Below are 17,849 nucleotides of genomic sequence, written 5' to 3'. Positions count from 1 at the left end.
CGATCTCTCCGGTTCCTCTTTCCCGTTTACACCGATTTTCTTATTCACTCAGCATGGACTGTGTGAAACTGATCCACTCCCGGGTTGCAAAGGATAAATATCGGTCCTTCCGCCAAATCATGCCGAGCTGCCACGGAATCACAGGTTCCATCACAGGTATAATGCGCACACGCATATGATCCACCTCACGGCAGATCGTTTCTGGCAGCAAAGCCACACCCAGATTGGCAGCTACCATTGCACTGAGCAGGTCCCATTGGGAACTCTCGTACACCACCCGAGGCTGGAATCCCGCATGCTGACAGGCGGCGATAATCCGGTCATGCAGCGCAAAATCTTCCCGAAACAGCACAAATGCATCATGCTCCAGCTCGCGCAGCGCGATGGACTCTTTGCCCGCAAGCGGGTGTGAAGGGTGTACGATCAGATTCAGTTTCTCTTCCACAAAAACAAAGTGGTCCACGAGTTCATCCACGGTAGGCAGAACGGAGACACCAATATCCAGTACACCACTAATCACATCGGCCTCTACTTTTTTGGCACCGTCTTCGAAGAGCTGAATGGTTACCTGTGGGTAAGCTTTATGAAATTCACCGATAATCATCGGAAAAAAGCTTGAACCTATCATCGGCGGCAAGCCGATCCGCAGGTGTCCTTTCTTCAGATTCATCAAGTCATCCAATTCGGACGATAAGCTGCGAAATGACTTTTCAATCTCCAGCGCCTGCCGAAAAAAGACATGCCCTGCATCCGTTAACGCTACCTTCTTGCCATAACGATCCAACAAAGTTACGCCCAATTCGTCTTCCAAGCTTTTGACGGTTTTGCTAATCGTCGGTTGTGTAATGAACAGCACTTCGGCTGCTTTCGTGAAGCTTTGCTGCCGCGCAACTTCCAGAAAATATTGCAAATGGCGGATATCCATCGTCTGATCCCCATCTCTCATAGATAAATGGAATGGTAAACATTCTTAATATGCATTTTACTCATGAAAGAATGCGATGTAAAATTTGTGATATCAAGTGAATCATTTTCATAATACATTTGGCTGCTTTAATCAGGGCTAGATATAGATCAAAACGATTCAATTTGTCTATATCTAGTTACTTAAATTCACTTTTAGTGAGTTATGAAATTGATTCAAACAACGCTTCCATTCATTTTCATAAACAACTCAAAATCATCACGTTCATTATACAAGGAGGGATTGAAGTGAAGAAATGGGGCCTTGGCATTTTGCAAGTTGCGCTCTTGATGGCCTTTTCACTGCTCATGGACCAGTTGGCCCGTGCTCTCCATCTACCTGTACCAGGTTCCATACTCGGTATGATCGTGCTATTCATTCTGCTTCAGACCCGGGTCGTGAAGCTGCGCTGGATCGAAATTGGAGCTGCCTGGCTGCTTGGTGAACTGCTGCTGTTTTTCATCCCGTCAGCCGTTGGCATTATGAACTATATGCCCATGCTGGAGCAAGACGGACTGCAAATTTTGTTTATTGTTCTGCTTAGCACATTTCTGGTCATGGCCTGCACAGGCCTTGTTGCCACCCGAATCGCCAAACGAAAGGAGCGTCACACCGGATGATTGGATTCCTCTGTCTCTTGTTAACCGTCGGTATTTACTTGGTCGCCAAACGCATGTATCGCAACCTGCCCAAAGTGTATCTGTCTCCGCTGCTGATTACGCCGCTTCTTGTCGTCGGTGTGCTGCTCGCAACAGGCACGGATTACGCAGCCTACAGCAGTGGTGGTAAATGGCTAAGTTTGCTGCTTCAACCGGCAACGGTAGCCTTCGCCATACCACTCTATACGTTTTTCCATGTACTCAAAAAACATATTTCCGAGATCGTCTTCAGCGTTATGACGGGCTCCGTCGTAGCGGTCCTCTCTTCTGCCCTGCTCGCCAAATGGCTGCGCCTGGACTCCGGACTCATTCATAGTCTGATTCCAAGATCGATCACGACCCCTATTGCCATGAATGTATCGGCTACCATTGGAGGCATTCCGGCGGTTACGGCGGTTTTTGTCATCATGACCGGTCTGCTGGGGGCGATTATGGGGCCATCCATTGTGAAAATGCTGCGTATTGATGGTGAGATTGCACGTGGTACGCTGCTTGGAACCGGTGCCCATGGTACAGGCACATCCAAGGCTTTTGAGCTCAGTTCACTGACAGGAACCATCTCCAGCATCTCCATGGTACTGGCCGCATTGTTCACATTAGCGGTTGCACCCGTGCTATCCAAACTTATTTTCCCATAATAGATGGAATTAACCCTATTTCTTGAAATATTATTGTTGTATTAAAGCCCTTTCTTCCTTACAATAAGGACAGGTTTTAATTGTGAATATTGCGGGGGAGATGCGATGAAAAGAACCGGAATGAAGAGATCTCTGGACCGCCTTGGACGAATTGTCCTTCCCAAAGAAATGCGGGATACGATGGAAATCCATATCGGCGATCCGCTCGAGTTTTTCATTGAAGGGAAAGAGTTGATTTTGAGAAAGTACAAATCAACATTGTGTATTTTTTGCGGTGATGTGGATACTGAAATGTATTTCAAAGAGCAATTCATCTGCCGGACTTGTGCAATTCAATTAAAACACCCGGATGACACTCCCGATTGGTTCGTTCCTCCAAACAAACAGGCTCCTGCACCCGTGGAGCGTCCTGCTACCGAATCCGCCACAGTCTCATCTCCCGCATGGGAAGAAGGGACTACAGCTGCCAACCATGAGTACCCGGACCTGCGGCCGAAGACGGCACGCATGCTGCAACAGATGAAGGAAATTGTTGAACAGAATCCTGGTTTGGCTCAACAGCAAATTGCGGAAAAGCTTGGCATTAGCCAAGGACGCGTCTCCCAACTTAAAAAACTACTATAATAGGAATTTATTCGATTATTTATTAATCAGGAGACCTTCCGTTTCAAGAAGTCCCGTTGCAAGAGAACCCTTTGAAATCCGTGGGTTCTTCTTTTTTTTGAGATAAACGTAAAAAAGACGACTACCGCTTAATCACAGTGGTCATCTTTTTCAATATTCGTTACTCCAGCGTCTAACTCTTTAGACCTGCACGAGATCCATATCCATTTCTTCTGCTTCCAGTTTACGCATGCCCATAATAAGAACGACAATGTTGGCAACCAGTAGCACTGCCGGGAAAGGAACAGCCGTATATTGTCCGTAAATCAGATGACTTCCCACAGCCCCAATCAGAATAAACGTCAATACTCCTGAAGCCAGAATACGAGTTCGTGGAATCAACAGACCCACCGCACTGAGCAGCTCTACTGCACCAATGAGATACATCGTCCATGTAGGATAAGAGAAACCTTCGAAAGTCTTCACCATCATCTCTGCTCCACTAACCTTGTTAACCCCCGCCATTACAAACACACCTGCAAGCACAACCAACGCAATATATCCCAAAATTCTTAAGCCTTTGTTCATATGTATAATCCTCCTGAAAATGAATGTCCATATCCATCTGTTGTATAAAAAGCAATCTATGTAAAAGTTACTGCGTAACTCTATTTTTAAAATGGGCAGTTTGCACTGCAAAAAAAGGTACGTGCTGAAATTATACATATTAATAATTATTAACTTACTTTTATGAAGTGAGTATATAATAATAACATTATTTATTCAAGTAATTTTTTGACGAATAGTGTATAATACATACAAAAGGTATGTTACAGTACATTTTGTAGTAACATGTTGACTTCATTGTCCCTTACTTTGGTCAGAGCGGCAGAAAGCCACGCACTTTTATATATACGAATATACGAAGAAATCCATCAATACTTGAATCGAGGTGAACACGTTGAAGCTGAGAAAAGTAAAATCACCAAGTCCCTGTCTCATTACTCAGGCCATGGATATCATCGGTAAGAAATGGGTACTGCTCATCATGTACCAACTGTTATCCGGACCGAAACGATTCACAGAGCTGGAAGCAGAAATGGCGATTAGCGGTCGGTTATTATCCGAACGTCTAAAGGAGATGGAAATGGAAGGTATCGTAACCCGGCATATGTATCCTGAAATTCCGCCCCGCGTAGAGTATGAATTGACGCCCAAAGGAAGAGCCATCGAACCCGTCATCAATCAGATTTACAACTGGTCCTCAGACTGGTTGAAACAGCAGCAGTCTACTAAGTAGCCAGATTCTGATTCATGTACAACACAAAGACGCCTGAATTGAACTGATCTTCGGATCAGTCCAGATTCAGGCGTCTTTTTCATGTGGTTATATTTCTGGTTACGTCATAAAAGGATTAATGAGAGAGATGTTTGGAGCGCTGAAGCTGTATCGGCAATCCCGAATCTGCCGAAACCAATGCCGCCGTTGTAATTTCCTGTGTACGGCAGGCATCCGCATAATCGGACAAAATCCGTGAACGATCTCCGGTACGAAGGGCGTGAATGAACGCTTCATTTTCCCGCTCATACGGGTTATGCCCTGCTGGAATCTCCAGACCTGCCATCGCATGAGGGGCAGCACTTGGCAGAAGAAGACGTTCAGGCGTCCAATCCCAGACTCCGGCGTCCGTGTAAAACTGGAGCCCTGCGCCGCCTTCACCATCTGGCAGCAGGCAAGTGTTGGCAATGCTCGCGATCGCCCCACTTTCTAGCTTAAGCGTTACATTCGCCACATCGGCTACCGTGACATGTTCGTGCTTCTCATGCATGCAGCGCTGGGCCGCTGCAGCGTATACCTCTGTCACTTCACCAGCACAGTACCGCAGCAAATCCACGATATGGGTCGTCTGTTCCACAAACTGCCCCCCGGATCCTTCCTGGCGACGCCACCAGGCGACTCCTGGCATTCCGCCCATCCAGCGCCCAAGCGCCATGCCGACGGTCTGCTCTTTCATCGCTTCTTTCAGTACCTGTGCAGCCTCCTGATAACGGAAATGATAACCTACCGATGTCAACAATCCAGACTTCTGTACCTGATCCAACACCTGACGAGGAATATCCATGCCTGTACTCAGCGGTTTTTCCACCAGGAACGGGATACCCCGACGAACCAATTCAGCTTCAATCGATCCATGAGACATCGGAGGAACACAGATATAGACTGCATCCAGCTTTTCACCATCCAGCATATGTTCAAGTTCACCGTAGCCAACAGCATCATAGACGGAAGCCATAGCCTCCGCCTTTTCCAGCGTTGTTCCACAGACAGCTGCTACACGAACGCCTTCCATTCGTGCCAGAATATCTGCATGTACCTTGCTGAACCAACCTGTTCCAATGATTCCGATCTGTAAAGTCATAGATGTAAACCCCTCTCCTTGTTACACGCTTACATGTTCCATTCGACCCCCACATGCGAAATCCTGCATTAAATTTTGCCCGATGCTTCCAAGAGTAACTGATCCAGTTCATTCGCAAATCGTATCGCTTGCTCCTCACGCCAATCCAGGCGTTCAGCCATAAACTGAATCACTACTGCCTTATACTGACGGACTTCGTCAATGCGGAAAAACAGGTCTCCGGTGCGTCTCACAAAAAAGTCTGCAGGTGTCACAGCCATCTCCTCGTCAATGGCATAACGCAGCATCAGCAGCAGCTCCTGCGACATACCATGCAGCTCTGCCTTTGCCCGCGGGTCAGGCATCCGCTCGTACAGTGCGCCTACATTGGAACCATACACTCGGGCTAATCGTTCCGCAGTAGATCTGTCGAGCCCAAGTGCTACTCCATCCTTAATCTTGCGTTCTGCATACGCGCCAAATCCGGCGGAACCGCCAACATGACCTCCAGAGATTGGCATCTCTTTCGTTATACATGGTCCAACGGATTTCCCCGTCTCCTGCTCCAATTGGCGAGCAGTGAGATCAACAACCATCTCGGCCATTTTGCGGTACCCAGTTAATTTACCCCCGGCAATGGTGATCAACCCCGAAGGGGCTACCCACACTTCATCTTTGCGCGAAATTTCGGAAGGTCCTTTGCCTTCCTCATGAATCAACGGACGCACACCTGCCCAACCGGACTCCACATCCTCGGCTCGAATCCGAACGTCCGGGAACATGCCGTTGACGGCATCGATGACATAATTCCGGTCTGCCTCAGAGATTAACGGGTGTGCGGGATCATCTTCGAATACGGTATCTGTGGTTCCCACATAGGTTTTCCCATCCCGCGGGACAGCAAAGACCATTCGTCCATCCGGTGTATCAAAATATACAGCCTGCCTTAACGGGAAACGCGTACCGTCGAATACCAGATGAATACCTTTGGTCATCTGCAACGTTTTGCCCTGGCGAGACCCATCGATCTTGCGCAGCTCATCCACCCATGGACCGGAAGCATTAATCACCTTGGTTGCCCGCAAATCATAAGATTGACCGCTGATCTGGTCCACAGCCTGAATACCTGTAATAACCCCATTCTCCTTCAGGAATTTCGCTGCCTTCACATAGTTCACGGCCAGTGCACCGCGCTCTACCGCTTCCTTCATCACTTCAATGGTAAGCCGGGCATCGTCCGTTCGGTATTCCACATAACGTCCACCACCCAGCAGTCCTTCCTTGCGCAGCAAAGGCTCACTGTCTGAGACGGCGCCGGCATTTAACATTTGGCGTCGTTCACTACGCTTCACTCCGGCAAGCCGGTCATACACCATCAGGCCAATGGACGTGCTGAATCGGCCAAAGGTACCCGCCGTATAGACGGGGAGCAGCATCGGTTCGGGTGTCGTCACATGCGGCCCATTCTCGTATACCACCGCTCGCTCCCGTCCCACCTCAGCTACCATCTTCACTTCAAACTGCTTCAGATACCTTAGACCGCCATGCACCAGTTTGGTCGAACGACTGGATGTGCCTGCCGCAAAATCCTGCATTTCCACCAGTGCTGTCTTTAATCCGCGGGAAGCTGCATCCAGCGCAATCCCGGCTCCCGTGATTCCCCCACCAATAATCAATATGTCAAAATGTGCATTCGCCATCCGATCCAGATATTCCGTACGCTTTTCCGCCGAGAACGATGTTGTCATCCTGATTCCTCCCATTGATTACCTCTGTTTTACCCACAAAAGCACAAAAAAAGACCACGTCATTCGCTTCAGCAATTGCTGAGCGGTACGTGGTCTCTCCCGATCTCCAGACATCATTTTTTTAACTTGTGACTTAATCCTATCACACAATTAAGGCGGCGTGAAGGCCTGAAATGACACATTATTCAAAAAAATTTCAAAAAGTTGTTCTGCCTGCGGATGGAATTTCAAGCTGATCCACTAATCATTTATTTTTCCTTATAGTGGGTATATGTTTTCTCTTCTCCAGGAAAATAACCCCTGTAAGTTATGCATCATTTTCCACCAATAAATATCATTTATTGTAGAACTTTAACGAAAAAGTACAAATGCCCATTCGAAATATAATCCACTCATTTGAAAACCATCGCTGCCTTCACTGCACGTTGCCACCCTGCATACAGTCCTGTACGCTCATCTTCAGCCATAACCGGATGGAAGACACGCTCCGTATTCTCGTGATTCGCCAATTCATCCGCGCTATTCCAATAGCCTACTGCAAGTCCTGCCAGATAAGCCGCACCTAATGCTGTCGTTTCGTTCACATTGGGACGCTCCACAGGAATATTCAGAATATCACTCTGGAATTGCATCAGAAAATCATTGGCAGCCGCTCCCCCATCCACACGCAAGGCATTCACCGGAATACCTGAATCGGATTCCATTGCCGTCAGTACATCCTTGGTCTGATACGCCAGTGCTTCCAGGGTTGCACGGATAAAATGTTCTTTGGTCGTTCCTCGCGTCAAACCAAACACAGCTCCCTTAACTTCACTGTCCCAGTAAGGGCTGCCCAGACCCACAAATGCAGGCACCATATAAACGCCGTCTGTAGAGGGTACACGTGCCGCATAATCCTCACTGTCTTTTGAGGAACGAAGCATCCGTAAGCCGTCACGCAGCCACTGTACCGCCGAACCGGCAACAAAAATACTGCCTTCCAGCGCATACTCGATTTTACCATTAATGCCCCATGCAATAGTTGTAATCAGCCCGTGGTTGGACTGTACGGGTTGTTCTCCAGTATTCATAAGCATGAAACAGCCGGTGCCGTACGTATTTTTCATGCTTCCCTTTGTATAACAGCCCTGACCGAATAATGCCGACTGCTGATCTCCTGCTGCTCCGGCAATCGGAATCCGATGACCAAAGAAATGGTAGTCAACCGTGTGTGCGTACACCTCGGATGAACCGCGCACTTCCGGCAGCATCGCTTTGGGAATGTCCAAAATTTGCAGCAATTCATCATCCCATTGCAGATCATAGATGTTGTACATTAAGGTGCGAGAAGCATTAGATACATCGGTGACATGAGTACCACCGCTCAGCTTCCAGATCAGCCAACTGTCGATCGTACCAAACAGAAGCTCACCCTTCTCTGCACGCTCCCGGGCACCAGGCACATGATCCAGAATCCACTTTACCTTGGTTCCCGAGAAGTAAGGGTCAATGAGTAGACCCGTTTTGCGATGAAATAGGTCACCCAGACCCTTCGCCTTCAACTCATCACAAATTCCAGCCGTTTGTCTGGACTGCCAGACTACTGCATTATAGATGGGCCGGCCCGTTTCTTTGTCCCATACCACAACCGTTTCCCGCTGGTTTGTAATGCCGATGCCGGCAATCTGGATCGGCTTGATTCCACTTTCGGCCAGACACGAAGCCATCACTGCCAGAATGGAGCTCCAAATTTCATTGGCGTTCTGCTCCACCCAGCCCGGCTTGGGAAAGTACTGTGGAAATTCCTGCTGTGCAATATGCACAATCTCACCGCTCCGGTTAAACAGAATAGCCCGGGAACTCGTCGTCCCCTGATCTAGGGCCAGTATATATTTTTCCATACAGACAACCTCCTGTTGTGGGATTACTGCTTATATTCTGTATGCGATTTCTTGTAGTGCCGAATCAGGTCCGCGTTGGAAGTGGTTACTGCAGTAGCTCCGGCTTCCAGCGCCAGTTCAACCTCTTCCGTTGAGCGGATCAACCCACCTGCAATAATGGGTATACCTGTCCGTATGGATACTTCTGCAATAATATGCGGGATAACACCGGGCAGTACTTCAATATAATCCGGTTGGGTCTTGGACAGCAAAAGATAACTTTTCTCCAGCGCATTTGTATCCAGCAGAAAAACGCGCTGAATGGCTGTAATCCCTTTCTGTTTCGCCTTCTGAATTACACTGGCTCGCGTCGAAATCAGTCCTGCCGGACGAATATGCTGGCATAAGTACTCTGCGGCATATTCGTCGTTCTTCAGCCCCTGCACCAGATCGGCATGCAGTACTATTTTTTTACCACGTCGCCGTGCTTCTTCCAGCAGACTATGAAGCTGCGCAATATGCGTATCCAGCATAACCCCATAAGTGTAAGGGCCTTCAATCATTGCTTCAAACTGCTTCATGCTCTTGGCAGCCGGTAACACATACTGTCCCTCAAATGGCACCTTCGTTCCTCCCGCATAAATCAGATGCCTATATTGTATAGTTCGTATGGTATGAACGGCAAGCAAAGTCAGGACCGTCAGATTAATTCTTCGCGTGAGACGGGACCGTTCCATTCTCTAAACTTAAAAAAGCTGTTCATGTATACCCCAGAAGGAGCATACACAAACAGCTTAAATTGTCCTGTCTATTGGACAGAATGGCAAACAGGCTTTATGTCAAAATCATATTGAACGATCGATCGGGATCGGGATCAACCTTTTAGGCTTGGGCGTGTGGAAGCAAGGTCTCTTCGCCAGCCCATGCATCATTTTCTGCCAAGTGACCAGAACGGCTCACTTTGGTCTGCAAATATTTTTCGTTAAAGGACGAGCGATCTCCCCACAGTGGCACACGTCCACCTACATTCAGTCCCGCTTCCTGCAAAGCAGCAAGCTTGCGTGGATTGTTCGTGATCAATGTAACAGGAGCTGAACGAAGCGCACGCAATACGGCAATGGCATCATCATAATTACGCGCATCGTCTGTGAACCCAAGTTGCAGGTTAGCGTCAACGGTATCCAGACCTTCCTCTTGCAACAGGTATGCCATCGCTTTGCTGAACAGACCGATGCCACGGCCCTCATGATTCGCCAGATAAAAGAGTGCTCCTGCTCCATGGGCAGCAATCATCTTCATCGATTGCTCCAGTTGGAAGCCGCAGTCACAACGTTTGCTGCCAAAGATGTCGCCCGTATGACAGATGCTGTGCATCCGAATCAGTGCTTCCTGTGCTTCGGCAAAATCACCGTACACTAATACGCTGGATTGCTGACGTTCAGCCAGTTCGGCAGTAGCGAGAGATTCAATCAGCTCGCCGCTTTCCATAGCTTTCTCCGATTTCATCCAGCTGTACCACTGGAAGGTGTGTGTCTCTCCATCAAGGTTCACCGGAAGCTTAATCGGCCCAACGAGGTAAATGAATTCTTTTCCACTCGGAAAAGTCTGGATTTTGGGGGCAAGCAGTTGAATAATATGTGAATTAATCATTAGTAAGTTCCTCCTGTTAAGCCATCTTGGTTATGAATTGATTCGCATCCAGACGGAAAATGGATCACTGGATTGCATATCATACGTATCTATATTATTGTCATCATCATTAGTTACTTTATGTAAGCAAGTTTAAAATAAAAATTATGTTGTGTCAAGTAACTTTTGTTTCTAAAGTAACTAATAAATTTATGATACGCAACCGACACAAATTTGTGTTTCATTTCAGGAATATTGGGTATGAGTTTATAAACTGCTCATACACTTATGTTGTAGTCCATCGCACTTCATGCCTCGAACTTAACGATGAGGGGGTTATCACATGATCCGCCGGAAAAGAACATGCTGGACAGCCATTCTGCTAGTCTGTGTCATGCTGGTGAGCGGATGCTCCATATGGCCGGGACAGAACGATTCATCGAGCAATAAAAAGGTAGCGCTTACATTATGGTACTGGAACCGTTCCATCGATGATAAGCTGATTGCCAAGGCCAAGGAAAAGTTCCCCAATATTGAACTGACCGCCCAGAAAATCGGTGGTGATTTCAAAGCAAAACTCAAAACGACACTCGCTGCGCGCTCAGGTGAGCCCGACATTGTCGCATTGAACGATTGGATCATGGAGCTCTTTCCCAGCGAGGACCGTTTCTATAATCTGTATGATCTCGGCGCAGGTGACGTCGAAGACCAATATCTGGATTGGAAATGGAAGCAAGGCGTTACACCGGGTGGACAAATGATCGGTTTCCCTATGGATACGGGACCGACAGCCCTCTTCTACCGTGCAGATCTATTTAAAGAGGCCGGATTGCCTTCCGAGCCTGAAGAAGTGGCTCGCCAGATCAACAACTGGGATGCCTATTCTGCTGCAGGAGAAAAGATCAAGGAAAAGTTCGGAGGCAAGGTATTTCTAACCGACAATATTGGAACCGTTTACAATCAAGTGTTATCGCAAGGAACCGAACGGTATTTCCGTCCTGACGGCTCGTTTATCGGCATGGATTCTCCACTCGTCAAGCAGAGCTGGGATACCGCCGTATCCTTCAAGCAAAAAGGGCTGCTCGCTAATGCAGACGGCTGGACCCCTGGCTGGAACGCAGCGATGAATAATGGTGAGATCGCTTCCTTTGTGGGAGCCGTCTGGATGAAGCAGGTACTGCAGGAAGCCGCGCCGGATACCTCTGGCAAGTGGCGAGTCACTCGCGCTCCTGGTGGAGACGGCAATAACGGTGGATCATTCCTGTCCATTTTGAAGTCAAGCAAACATCCAAAAGAAGCGTTCGAAGTCATCCAGTGGCTGCAAAGCCCAGATAACCAGCTTGAACAGTACAAAACGTTGAACCTGTTTCCTTCGGCACCTGGTGTGTTCGATACACCGGCGGTGAAAGAAGAAGAACCCTTCTTCGGCGGACAGGCAACAGGGCCTGTATTTGCCGAATCGGCACAGCATGTGCCAGAGGCTTTCTTTGGCGAACGATACCCTTCGGTGCACAACATCATTACTCGGCGGCTGAATGATATTGCGAAGCAAAATGCCGACCCGGAGCAGGTCTGGCCTGATACGGTTCACCGTGTTGAGCGGGAGTTACAGCGTTAATTCAAACACTCTTATGAGATGGCAATCCGCAAAGGAGGAATTCATATGGCTGTAACCGAACCTCGCCTCACTCCGGATCCGGGGAAGGTAAGTCCGGATTTGGATCGGCAGAAATCACTCTTGTCCCGGATGTGGGAACATCGTGCACTCTATGTGGCGATCTCCCCGTTTTATATTCTGTTTGCCGTGTTTGGACTGTTTCCAATCGGTTTTTCCTTATATCTGGCCTTCCACAAATGGGATGGCATTGGTGTGATGACCTATAACGGACTAAACAACTTTAAATATATGCTGACCGATGCAGAATTCTGGCAAGCGGTGGGCAATACGTTCATGATCTGGATATACGCGACCATCCCGATGTTGTTCTTTGCCCTGATCATTGCGTTTCTGCTGCATGCACCGTTTGTGAAGTTCCGTACGCTGTTTCGCGTGGGATATTTCCTGCCGAACGTGACGTCCATCGTGGCCGTCGCCATTATCTTCGGTGCCCTATTTGCCAACAACTACGGGTTTCTCAACTATCTGTTACAGTCCGTCGGACTTCCAGTGGTGGAGTGGCTGAACGCGCCATGGGGCATCAAAGTGGCAATCTCCTCCATGGTGGTCTGGCGCTGGACAGGATACAACGCAGTCATCTATCTGGCCGGACTTCAGAGCATCCCGCAGACATTGTACGAGGCAGCCAAGATTGACGGCGCATCCGGGATACAGTCTTTCTTCCGAATTACGATTCCGATGCTGCGTCCCGTCATTCTGTTCACTGTGATCACATCGACGATCGGCGGCATGCAGCTATTCACCGAGCCACAAATTCTCGTGGGTAACGATGGCGGCGCAGGCGCAGCCGGAATGACCATTGTGTTGTACCTTTACCGCGAATCTTTCATTAATAACTACTTTGGCTACGGTGCTGCGGTTGGTTGGGGCATGTTCCTCATTATCGCCCTGTTCTCGATTGTGAACTGGAAGCTCGTTCAAGGCAAGTCATCCTGATGTGACAAGGGGGGAGCGCTCATGACGTCCAAATCTCTCAAATCGCTGGTGTTGTATACCGGTCTTATCGGGGGCATGCTCATTTCCATGTTCCCGTTCTATTGGCTGATTGTAATGTCTACCCGGACGACGTCCGACATTTATAAGTTCCCACCTCAGCTCTGGTTTGGGAGCGAGCTATGGAATAATGTCAGTCGGGTGCTTCAGCAGATTGACTTCTGGGGCGCATTCATGAATACGTTGTTTGTATCGGGCTTGGTGACGGTACTGGTGCTGTTTTTTGACTCATTGGCAGGATTTGCGTTTGCGAAGTTTGAATTCCCGGGTAAAAAATGGCTCTTCGTCCTGCTGCTCGCCACCATGATGGTGCCTTCCCAGCTGTCGCTGGTCCCTTCCTTCGTGCTCATGGCGACGTTCGGATGGGTTGGTTCCTTCAAAGCCCTCATTATTCCGGGCATGGTGAACGCCTTCGGCATCTTCTGGATTCGCCAATATGCCACGGAGTCCATACCGAATGACCTGCTGGATGCCGGTCGAATCGACGGCTGTAATTTTTTCCGGCTCTATTGGAATGTAGCGTTGCCCATTCTGCGGCCTGCCTTTGCTTTCCTCGGTGCGTTCACGTTTATTGGTGTATGGAATGATTATCTCTGGCCCCTGATCGTCTTAACGGATGCACGAAAGTATACGCTGCAGATTGCGTTGTCTCAATTAAACGGATTGTACAATACGGATTACGCGATGGTTATCGCGGGTACATTGCTGGCTGTTATTCCGCTAATCGTGATGTTCCTGTTCATCAGCCGCCAGTTTATCTCCGATATTGCCGCAGGAGCTGTAAAGGATTAGGGATCGCGCATTTTGATCCATCCCTCAAGTCTGATATTCTTATCTATAGATAAATACCAGATGCCATATAAGTTGGATGAATAGACAGCATTCATTTCACTTATATATTCAAGAAAGAGGGATGACAAAATGGCTTCTTCACCCTATATGATCGGCGTAGATATCGGCACCACCTCCACCAAGGCCGTCCTGTTTGAAGAGAACGGAACCATTGTGGCTCAAGGCGGTGCCGATTACCCGCTGTATACCCCTACTCCTGCGATTGCAGAGCAGGATGCAGAAGATATTTTCAAAGCGGTAGTAGAATCGGTTAAACAAGCGACCTCCAAGGCCGGCATCAAACCGGATGAAATCCTGTTTGTATCGTTCAGTTCAGCCATGCACAGCATTCTGCCTGTTGATGAACACGGCAAACCACTGATGCGGGCGATGACTTGGGCAGACAATCGCAGTGCCGAGTGGACGGAAGCACTCAAAACCGAAATGAACGGTCACGAAATCTATTTGAGAACAGGTACGCCGATTCATCCGATGTCACCTCTGACCAAAATTTTGTGGCTAACCAGAGATCAACCTGAGCTGTTCAAACAGACGCACAAATTTATTTCAATGAAAGAATACGTATTTTATAAATTGTTCTCCGAGTATGTGATTGACCATTCCATGGCCTCTGCCACCGGAATGATGAATCTCGAAAAGCTAGACTGGGACGAGGAAGCTCTCCATGTCGCAGGCATCACTCCGGATCATCTGTCCCGCCTTGTGCCGACGACACATGTACTCAAGAAAGGCTTGAATCCTGAGTATGCCAAGGAGATGGGTATTGCGGATTCGACGCCATTTGTCATCGGGGCAAGTGACGGCGTGCTCTCCAATCTGGGCGTAAACGCCATTGATCCAGGCGTCGTGGCGGTTACCATCGGGACCAGCGGGGCGATTCGTACCGTCGTGGACAAGCCGGTCACCGATCCAAAAGGACGTTTCTTCTGTTATGCGCTCACTGAGGATGCGTGGGTGATTGGCGGTCCAGTCAACAATGGCGGGGTGATATTCCGTTGGATTCGGGATGAGTTTGCGGCATCCGAGGTAGAGACAGCAAAACGACTCGGCATTGATCCGTATGAAGTATTGACCCGTGTCGCCGAAAATGTACCACCAGGCTCGGAAGGCCTGCTGTTCCATCCGTACATGACGGGTGAGCGGGCCCCACTCTGGAATCCGAATGCACGCGGTTCGTTCTTCGGCCTGACGCTGCATCATAAGAAGGAGCATATGATTCGCGCTGCTCTCGAAGGTGTCTTGTTTAACCTGTACACCGTCATGCTGGCGATTGAAGAGAAGATCGGACGTCCCAAAAAGATTCAGGCCACGGGCGGATTCGCCCGCTCTGAGCTGTGGCGCCAGATGATGGCTGATATTTTCGACCAGGATGTCATCATTCCCGAAAGTATCGAGAGCTCCTGCCTGGGGGCAGCCGTACTGGGGCTATATGCTCTTGGCCGCATCGATTCCCTCAGCGCCGTCTCCGGCATGATTGGATCGACGCATCGGCATCAGCCAGACCCGGATAGCGTTCGCGTCTATCGCGAACTGCTGCCGATCTTCATCCGCATCTCCCGCAAGTTTAAAGAAGAGTATGCCGATATCGCTGCTTTTCAGAATAAAACGATGCAGAAGTGAGTTAGCTACGCCAACGAATCGCTGCACGTTAAAGAGGGGCATCCCACTATGTCTATGACATATGGGGTGGCCCTTCTTCATGTACTTTTTTTGTACAAATACCCCAAGTACCATAGTTGCATTGCCCACCACACCATCAGCAATGGTGACATGATATGCAAGATAGATAACGAAGTATCTCAATAAGAAGAACCACAAAAGAACATTTATGCATCCAAATAAAACACCTAACTTTGAACTATCTGTAGGAAATAAATTAACGCCTAACTGATCCGGAGTACGACAAAAAAAGAGAACAATTAATCGAAAAGTAATCGATCGGTTGCTCCCTTTCTATTTCAATCTGGATATGCATCTATATCCTAATTATTGCAATCATCCATTATATTTGCTGAATGCATCCTTATCTGCCTGCACATTTTCCAAATACACAATCTGTCCCGCCTCATTCACACGAGCGATATCGATGCCTGTTTTGGCATATACCGTTCCGTCCGCAGCTTGTCCGCATACCGCCCAGTTCGTTTGATAGCTACCGTCCGGCTGAAGCTTCCATTCGTCCCACATGTGTTTCACATCGCTATTGTATTCATAGAAAGCCTTCATAAAACCATCAAATCCCGTTCTGCTGGTGCCGTTCAACACAATCTCGGCATCCGGTGTAAACAGGGACAACAAATCTTGCATCGCGCGTTCGTCTGTACGGGAAGCGTCAAATAAACGGAAATAGTTGTTTAACAAGGTAGTCATGGGTATTCCTCCTGAGGTTGATAAGCTGATTTGGATTTCAGTTCGAAAAATTTCAAACTAACTGAGATGAAATGTACCACACTTTATATCTCCAGAACAACCCTTAGTTCGAAAAAAATCAAACATTGAAAGAGATTGTCGAATATGCTACCGTCATAGATATGAAAACTCCAACGATACCTATGGCTTCGGAATTGAATCTGACCACGGTCTGCAACGCACTTGGTGATCCGGTACGGATGAAAATTGCACACTGTCTGGCCAGCTCTGGCGAGAAAAACTGTTCCGCCTTCGAAGTAGACCATATTTCCAAATCAACGTTGTCTCATCACATCAAAATCTTGCGTGAAGCAGGCCTTATCCGGCCTCGCATTGAAGGCAAACAGCACTTTTATTCTCTGCGGAAGGACGATTTGAACACTCGTTTTCCCGGTCTTGTAGAACTGATTCTGAATACAACCGAGGAATATGTACATTAAGGAAAACGAAGCTTGAATCTTGCGATACATCATCTTATGGATTGTATAAAGGAGGTTGATTTCTTGGATAAAAAGGCGGCAAAAATTCTGCTGGGCACCTTCTGGGGAAGCGGCGGCTGGAAAACAATATCTGCTCCCTTCTCGGGGGATGACTTTGAATATGCCAAAAGCAGAGGTGTTATGTTCGATCCACTGACCATTACCCATGATGAGATCGTCGCACGTTTGCATGAGATTCATCAGGACAACTCCATCAAGCGACGGGTAGTATCGGCATTTTTACACAGTTTATCTACCAAAAAAGTTTATCTGCGCAGCGCCCTTTCCAGCTGGGCTTTAACATCGCAACTGCCTTTGCATACCTACGAGGAACGCCGCACGCTGCATGCCAACACCAGCTCCTGTGGGGATTGCAACTTCCTGCGCCTGCAATCGGACAAGACGTACACGGACGTCGATCTGAATGTACTGAACTTTGAACGGGTAAAGTGGGGCGGGGTTCGCCATAATAACCTGTTATACTGCCTGATGGATCTGGATCTACTGCTGGCTAGCAAGGAAGCCATTTATGAAGTGACTGACGCAGACATCGCTATACTTGTGAGCATGCTTGAAGCAGCGCAAACCTGCGAACCCCATGAGAGTGCACGCGGGTTGGAGAAACGCTGGAAAGGCTTGTTTCCTTCGAGCAAACAGGAACGCGACGCGATCCTCGAAATCTGGGGTGCATCCGGTCTGCTTGTTCCGCAGGATACGCCACGAAAAAGCAGAGGCGGATACAGCGACTTCCACTTTGCAGCAACCTGGCAGGGCGATGACGGTTATAGTGCAGATGCGGCGATTTCCATCTTTGGTTCCTATCTGCCCCAGAAACTCTAAGCTAAATTTGGCTCTCGTACAAGTTTGAATTAAGCTTAGGTTACAATAATGACATCGACAGATTTCCTGTTTAGCTCGTATAATAGGGGGAAATTGGTA

The 17,849-nt window shown here is 48.3% G+C and carries 18 protein-coding genes; 10 read left to right on the top strand and 8 right to left on the bottom strand.

From position 1 onward, the window contains the following. Positions 1-40: 40 nt before the first annotated feature. Positions 41-925 (bottom strand): cidABC operon transcriptional activator CidR, encoded by an 885-nt coding sequence (gene cidR / locus AC4PM4_RS10555; protein ID WP_491613565.1) that lies wholly within the window; start codon positions 923-925, stop codon positions 41-43. 287 nt (positions 926-1,212) lie between these two features. On the opposite strand from cidR, the gene AC4PM4_RS10550 reads away from it, so the two are divergent. From AC4PM4_RS10550 to AC4PM4_RS10540, 3 genes are all read left to right on the top strand, one after another. Beyond that, complete coding sequence (locus tag AC4PM4_RS10550) at positions 1,213-1,584, top strand: CidA/LrgA family protein (protein WP_063567332.1); 372 nt, start codon at positions 1,213-1,215, stop codon at positions 1,582-1,584. Continuing rightward, positions 1,581-2,261, top strand: coding sequence for a CidB/LrgB family autolysis modulator (locus AC4PM4_RS10545; protein WP_063567333.1), 681 nt, complete (start codon positions 1,581-1,583; stop codon positions 2,259-2,261). The genes AC4PM4_RS10550 and AC4PM4_RS10545 overlap by 4 nt, the downstream gene beginning before the upstream one ends. Before the next feature lie 105 nt (positions 2,262-2,366). After that, a complete protein-coding gene (locus AC4PM4_RS10540; RefSeq protein WP_064641751.1) occupies positions 2,367-2,885 on the top strand; it encodes an AbrB/MazE/SpoVT family DNA-binding domain-containing protein in 519 nt (172 codons plus the stop codon). A gap of 180 nt (positions 2,886-3,065) precedes the next feature. On the opposite strand, the gene AC4PM4_RS10535 is transcribed toward AC4PM4_RS10540, so the two are convergent. After that, positions 3,066-3,452, bottom strand: coding sequence for a DoxX family protein (locus AC4PM4_RS10535; RefSeq protein ID WP_274568816.1), 387 nt, complete (start codon positions 3,450-3,452; stop codon positions 3,066-3,068). 424 nt (positions 3,453-3,876) lie between these two features. On the opposite strand from AC4PM4_RS10535, the gene AC4PM4_RS10530 reads away from it, so the two are divergent. Beyond that, positions 3,877-4,164: a winged helix-turn-helix transcriptional regulator gene (locus AC4PM4_RS10530; protein WP_062321783.1), complete on the top strand. Its 288-nt coding sequence runs from the start codon at positions 3,877-3,879 to the stop codon at positions 4,162-4,164. 115 nt (positions 4,165-4,279) lie between these two features. Here the strand turns inward: AC4PM4_RS10530 and AC4PM4_RS10525 are convergent, their stop codons facing one another. From AC4PM4_RS10525 to AC4PM4_RS10505, 5 genes are all read right to left on the bottom strand, one after another. After that, positions 4,280-5,284, bottom strand: coding sequence for a Gfo/Idh/MocA family protein (locus tag AC4PM4_RS10525; RefSeq protein ID WP_274568817.1), 1,005 nt, complete (start codon positions 5,282-5,284; stop codon positions 4,280-4,282). Between the two features lie 68 nt (positions 5,285-5,352). Further along, the gene (locus tag AC4PM4_RS10520) at positions 5,353-7,011 is read right to left on the bottom strand and encodes a glycerol-3-phosphate dehydrogenase/oxidase (protein WP_491613564.1); all 1,659 of its coding nucleotides are present in this window, start codon (positions 7,009-7,011) and stop codon (positions 5,353-5,355) included. 392 nt (positions 7,012-7,403) lie between these two features. Further along, positions 7,404-8,891, bottom strand: a complete 1,488-nt coding sequence (gene glpK / locus AC4PM4_RS10515) for a glycerol kinase GlpK (protein ID WP_491613563.1) — start codon at positions 8,889-8,891, stop codon at positions 7,404-7,406. Between the two features lie 23 nt (positions 8,892-8,914). Further along, the gene (locus tag AC4PM4_RS10510) at positions 8,915-9,493 is read right to left on the bottom strand and encodes a glycerol-3-phosphate responsive antiterminator (RefSeq protein ID WP_491613562.1); all 579 of its coding nucleotides are present in this window, start codon (positions 9,491-9,493) and stop codon (positions 8,915-8,917) included. Positions 9,494-9,752: 259 nt separating this feature from the next. Next, positions 9,753-10,520, bottom strand: coding sequence for a GTP cyclohydrolase II (locus AC4PM4_RS10505; protein WP_090952186.1), 768 nt, complete (start codon positions 10,518-10,520; stop codon positions 9,753-9,755). Between the two features lie 322 nt (positions 10,521-10,842). Here AC4PM4_RS10505 and AC4PM4_RS10500 point away from each other — a divergent pair, with 322 nt between their 5' ends. The 4 genes from AC4PM4_RS10500 to gntK all read left to right on the top strand — a co-directional run bounded on the left by AC4PM4_RS10500 (position 10,843) and on the right by gntK (position 15,642). After that, the gene (locus AC4PM4_RS10500) at positions 10,843-12,117 is read left to right on the top strand and encodes an ABC transporter substrate-binding protein (RefSeq protein ID WP_491613561.1); all 1,275 of its coding nucleotides are present in this window, start codon (positions 10,843-10,845) and stop codon (positions 12,115-12,117) included. A gap of 129 nt (positions 12,118-12,246) precedes the next feature. Beyond that, entirely contained in the window at positions 12,247-13,113 is an 867-nt protein-coding gene (locus tag AC4PM4_RS10495; protein WP_090952660.1) for a carbohydrate ABC transporter permease, read from the top strand. Positions 13,114-13,134: 21 nt separating this feature from the next. Further along, a complete protein-coding gene (locus AC4PM4_RS10490; protein WP_063567342.1) occupies positions 13,135-13,962 on the top strand; it encodes a carbohydrate ABC transporter permease in 828 nt (275 codons plus the stop codon). A 129-nt stretch (positions 13,963-14,091) separates the two neighbouring features. Next, a complete protein-coding gene (gntK, locus tag AC4PM4_RS10485; RefSeq protein ID WP_491613560.1) occupies positions 14,092-15,642 on the top strand; it encodes a gluconokinase in 1,551 nt (516 codons plus the stop codon). 375 nt (positions 15,643-16,017) lie between these two features. Here gntK and AC4PM4_RS10480 read toward each other — a convergent pair whose 3' ends face one another. After that, positions 16,018-16,392, bottom strand: coding sequence for a hypothetical protein (locus AC4PM4_RS10480; RefSeq protein ID WP_063567344.1), 375 nt, complete (start codon positions 16,390-16,392; stop codon positions 16,018-16,020). 161 nt (positions 16,393-16,553) lie between these two features. On the opposite strand from AC4PM4_RS10480, the gene AC4PM4_RS10475 reads away from it, so the two are divergent. Next, complete coding sequence (locus tag AC4PM4_RS10475; RefSeq protein ID WP_491613559.1) at positions 16,554-16,871, top strand: ArsR/SmtB family transcription factor; 318 nt, start codon at positions 16,554-16,556, stop codon at positions 16,869-16,871. Between the two features lie 63 nt (positions 16,872-16,934). Beyond that, on the top strand, positions 16,935-17,750 hold the full coding sequence (locus AC4PM4_RS10470) for a hypothetical protein (protein ID WP_491613558.1): 816 nt from the start codon (positions 16,935-16,937) through the stop codon (positions 17,748-17,750). The last annotated feature ends 99 nt before the right edge of the window (positions 17,751-17,849 follow it).

It is taken from the genome of Paenibacillus sp. MDV22-iso6 (assembly GCF_058408365.1).
Note: the sequence above shows the minus strand (reverse complement) of the source record. Positions and strands in the feature narration are given on the sequence as shown.

Bases quoted from the DNA above. Each gene is read 5' to 3' on its own strand.
- glpK (WP_491613563.1), bottom strand. From the start codon at position 8,891: ATGGAAAAATATATACTGGCCCTAGATCAGGGGACGACGAGTTCCCGG.
- AC4PM4_RS10505 (WP_090952186.1), bottom strand. From the start codon at position 10,520: ATGATTAATTCACATATTATTCAACTGCTTGCCCCCAAAATCCAGACT.
- cidR (WP_491613565.1), bottom strand. From the start codon at position 925: ATGGATATCCGCCATTTGCAATATTTTCTGGAAGTTGCGCGGCAGCAA.
- AC4PM4_RS10525 (WP_274568817.1), bottom strand. From the start codon at position 5,284: ATGACTTTACAGATCGGAATCATTGGAACAGGTTGGTTCAGCAAGGTA.
- AC4PM4_RS10490 (WP_063567342.1), top strand. From the start codon at position 13,135: ATGACGTCCAAATCTCTCAAATCGCTGGTGTTGTATACCGGTCTTATC.
- AC4PM4_RS10480 (WP_063567344.1), bottom strand. From the start codon at position 16,392: ATGACTACCTTGTTAAACAACTATTTCCGTTTATTTGACGCTTCCCGT.
- AC4PM4_RS10545 (WP_063567333.1), top strand. From the start codon at position 1,581: ATGATTGGATTCCTCTGTCTCTTGTTAACCGTCGGTATTTACTTGGTC.
- AC4PM4_RS10500 (WP_491613561.1), top strand. From the start codon at position 10,843: ATGATCCGCCGGAAAAGAACATGCTGGACAGCCATTCTGCTAGTCTGT.
- AC4PM4_RS10535 (WP_274568816.1), bottom strand. From the start codon at position 3,452: ATGAACAAAGGCTTAAGAATTTTGGGATATATTGCGTTGGTTGTGCTT.
- gntK (WP_491613560.1), top strand. From the start codon at position 14,092: ATGGCTTCTTCACCCTATATGATCGGCGTAGATATCGGCACCACCTCC.
- AC4PM4_RS10475 (WP_491613559.1), top strand. From the start codon at position 16,554: ATGAAAACTCCAACGATACCTATGGCTTCGGAATTGAATCTGACCACG.
- AC4PM4_RS10495 (WP_090952660.1), top strand. From the start codon at position 12,247: ATGTGGGAACATCGTGCACTCTATGTGGCGATCTCCCCGTTTTATATT.
- AC4PM4_RS10520 (WP_491613564.1), bottom strand. From the start codon at position 7,011: ATGACAACATCGTTCTCGGCGGAAAAGCGTACGGAATATCTGGATCGG.
- AC4PM4_RS10540 (WP_064641751.1), top strand. From the start codon at position 2,367: ATGAAAAGAACCGGAATGAAGAGATCTCTGGACCGCCTTGGACGAATT.
- AC4PM4_RS10530 (WP_062321783.1), top strand. From the start codon at position 3,877: ATGGATATCATCGGTAAGAAATGGGTACTGCTCATCATGTACCAACTG.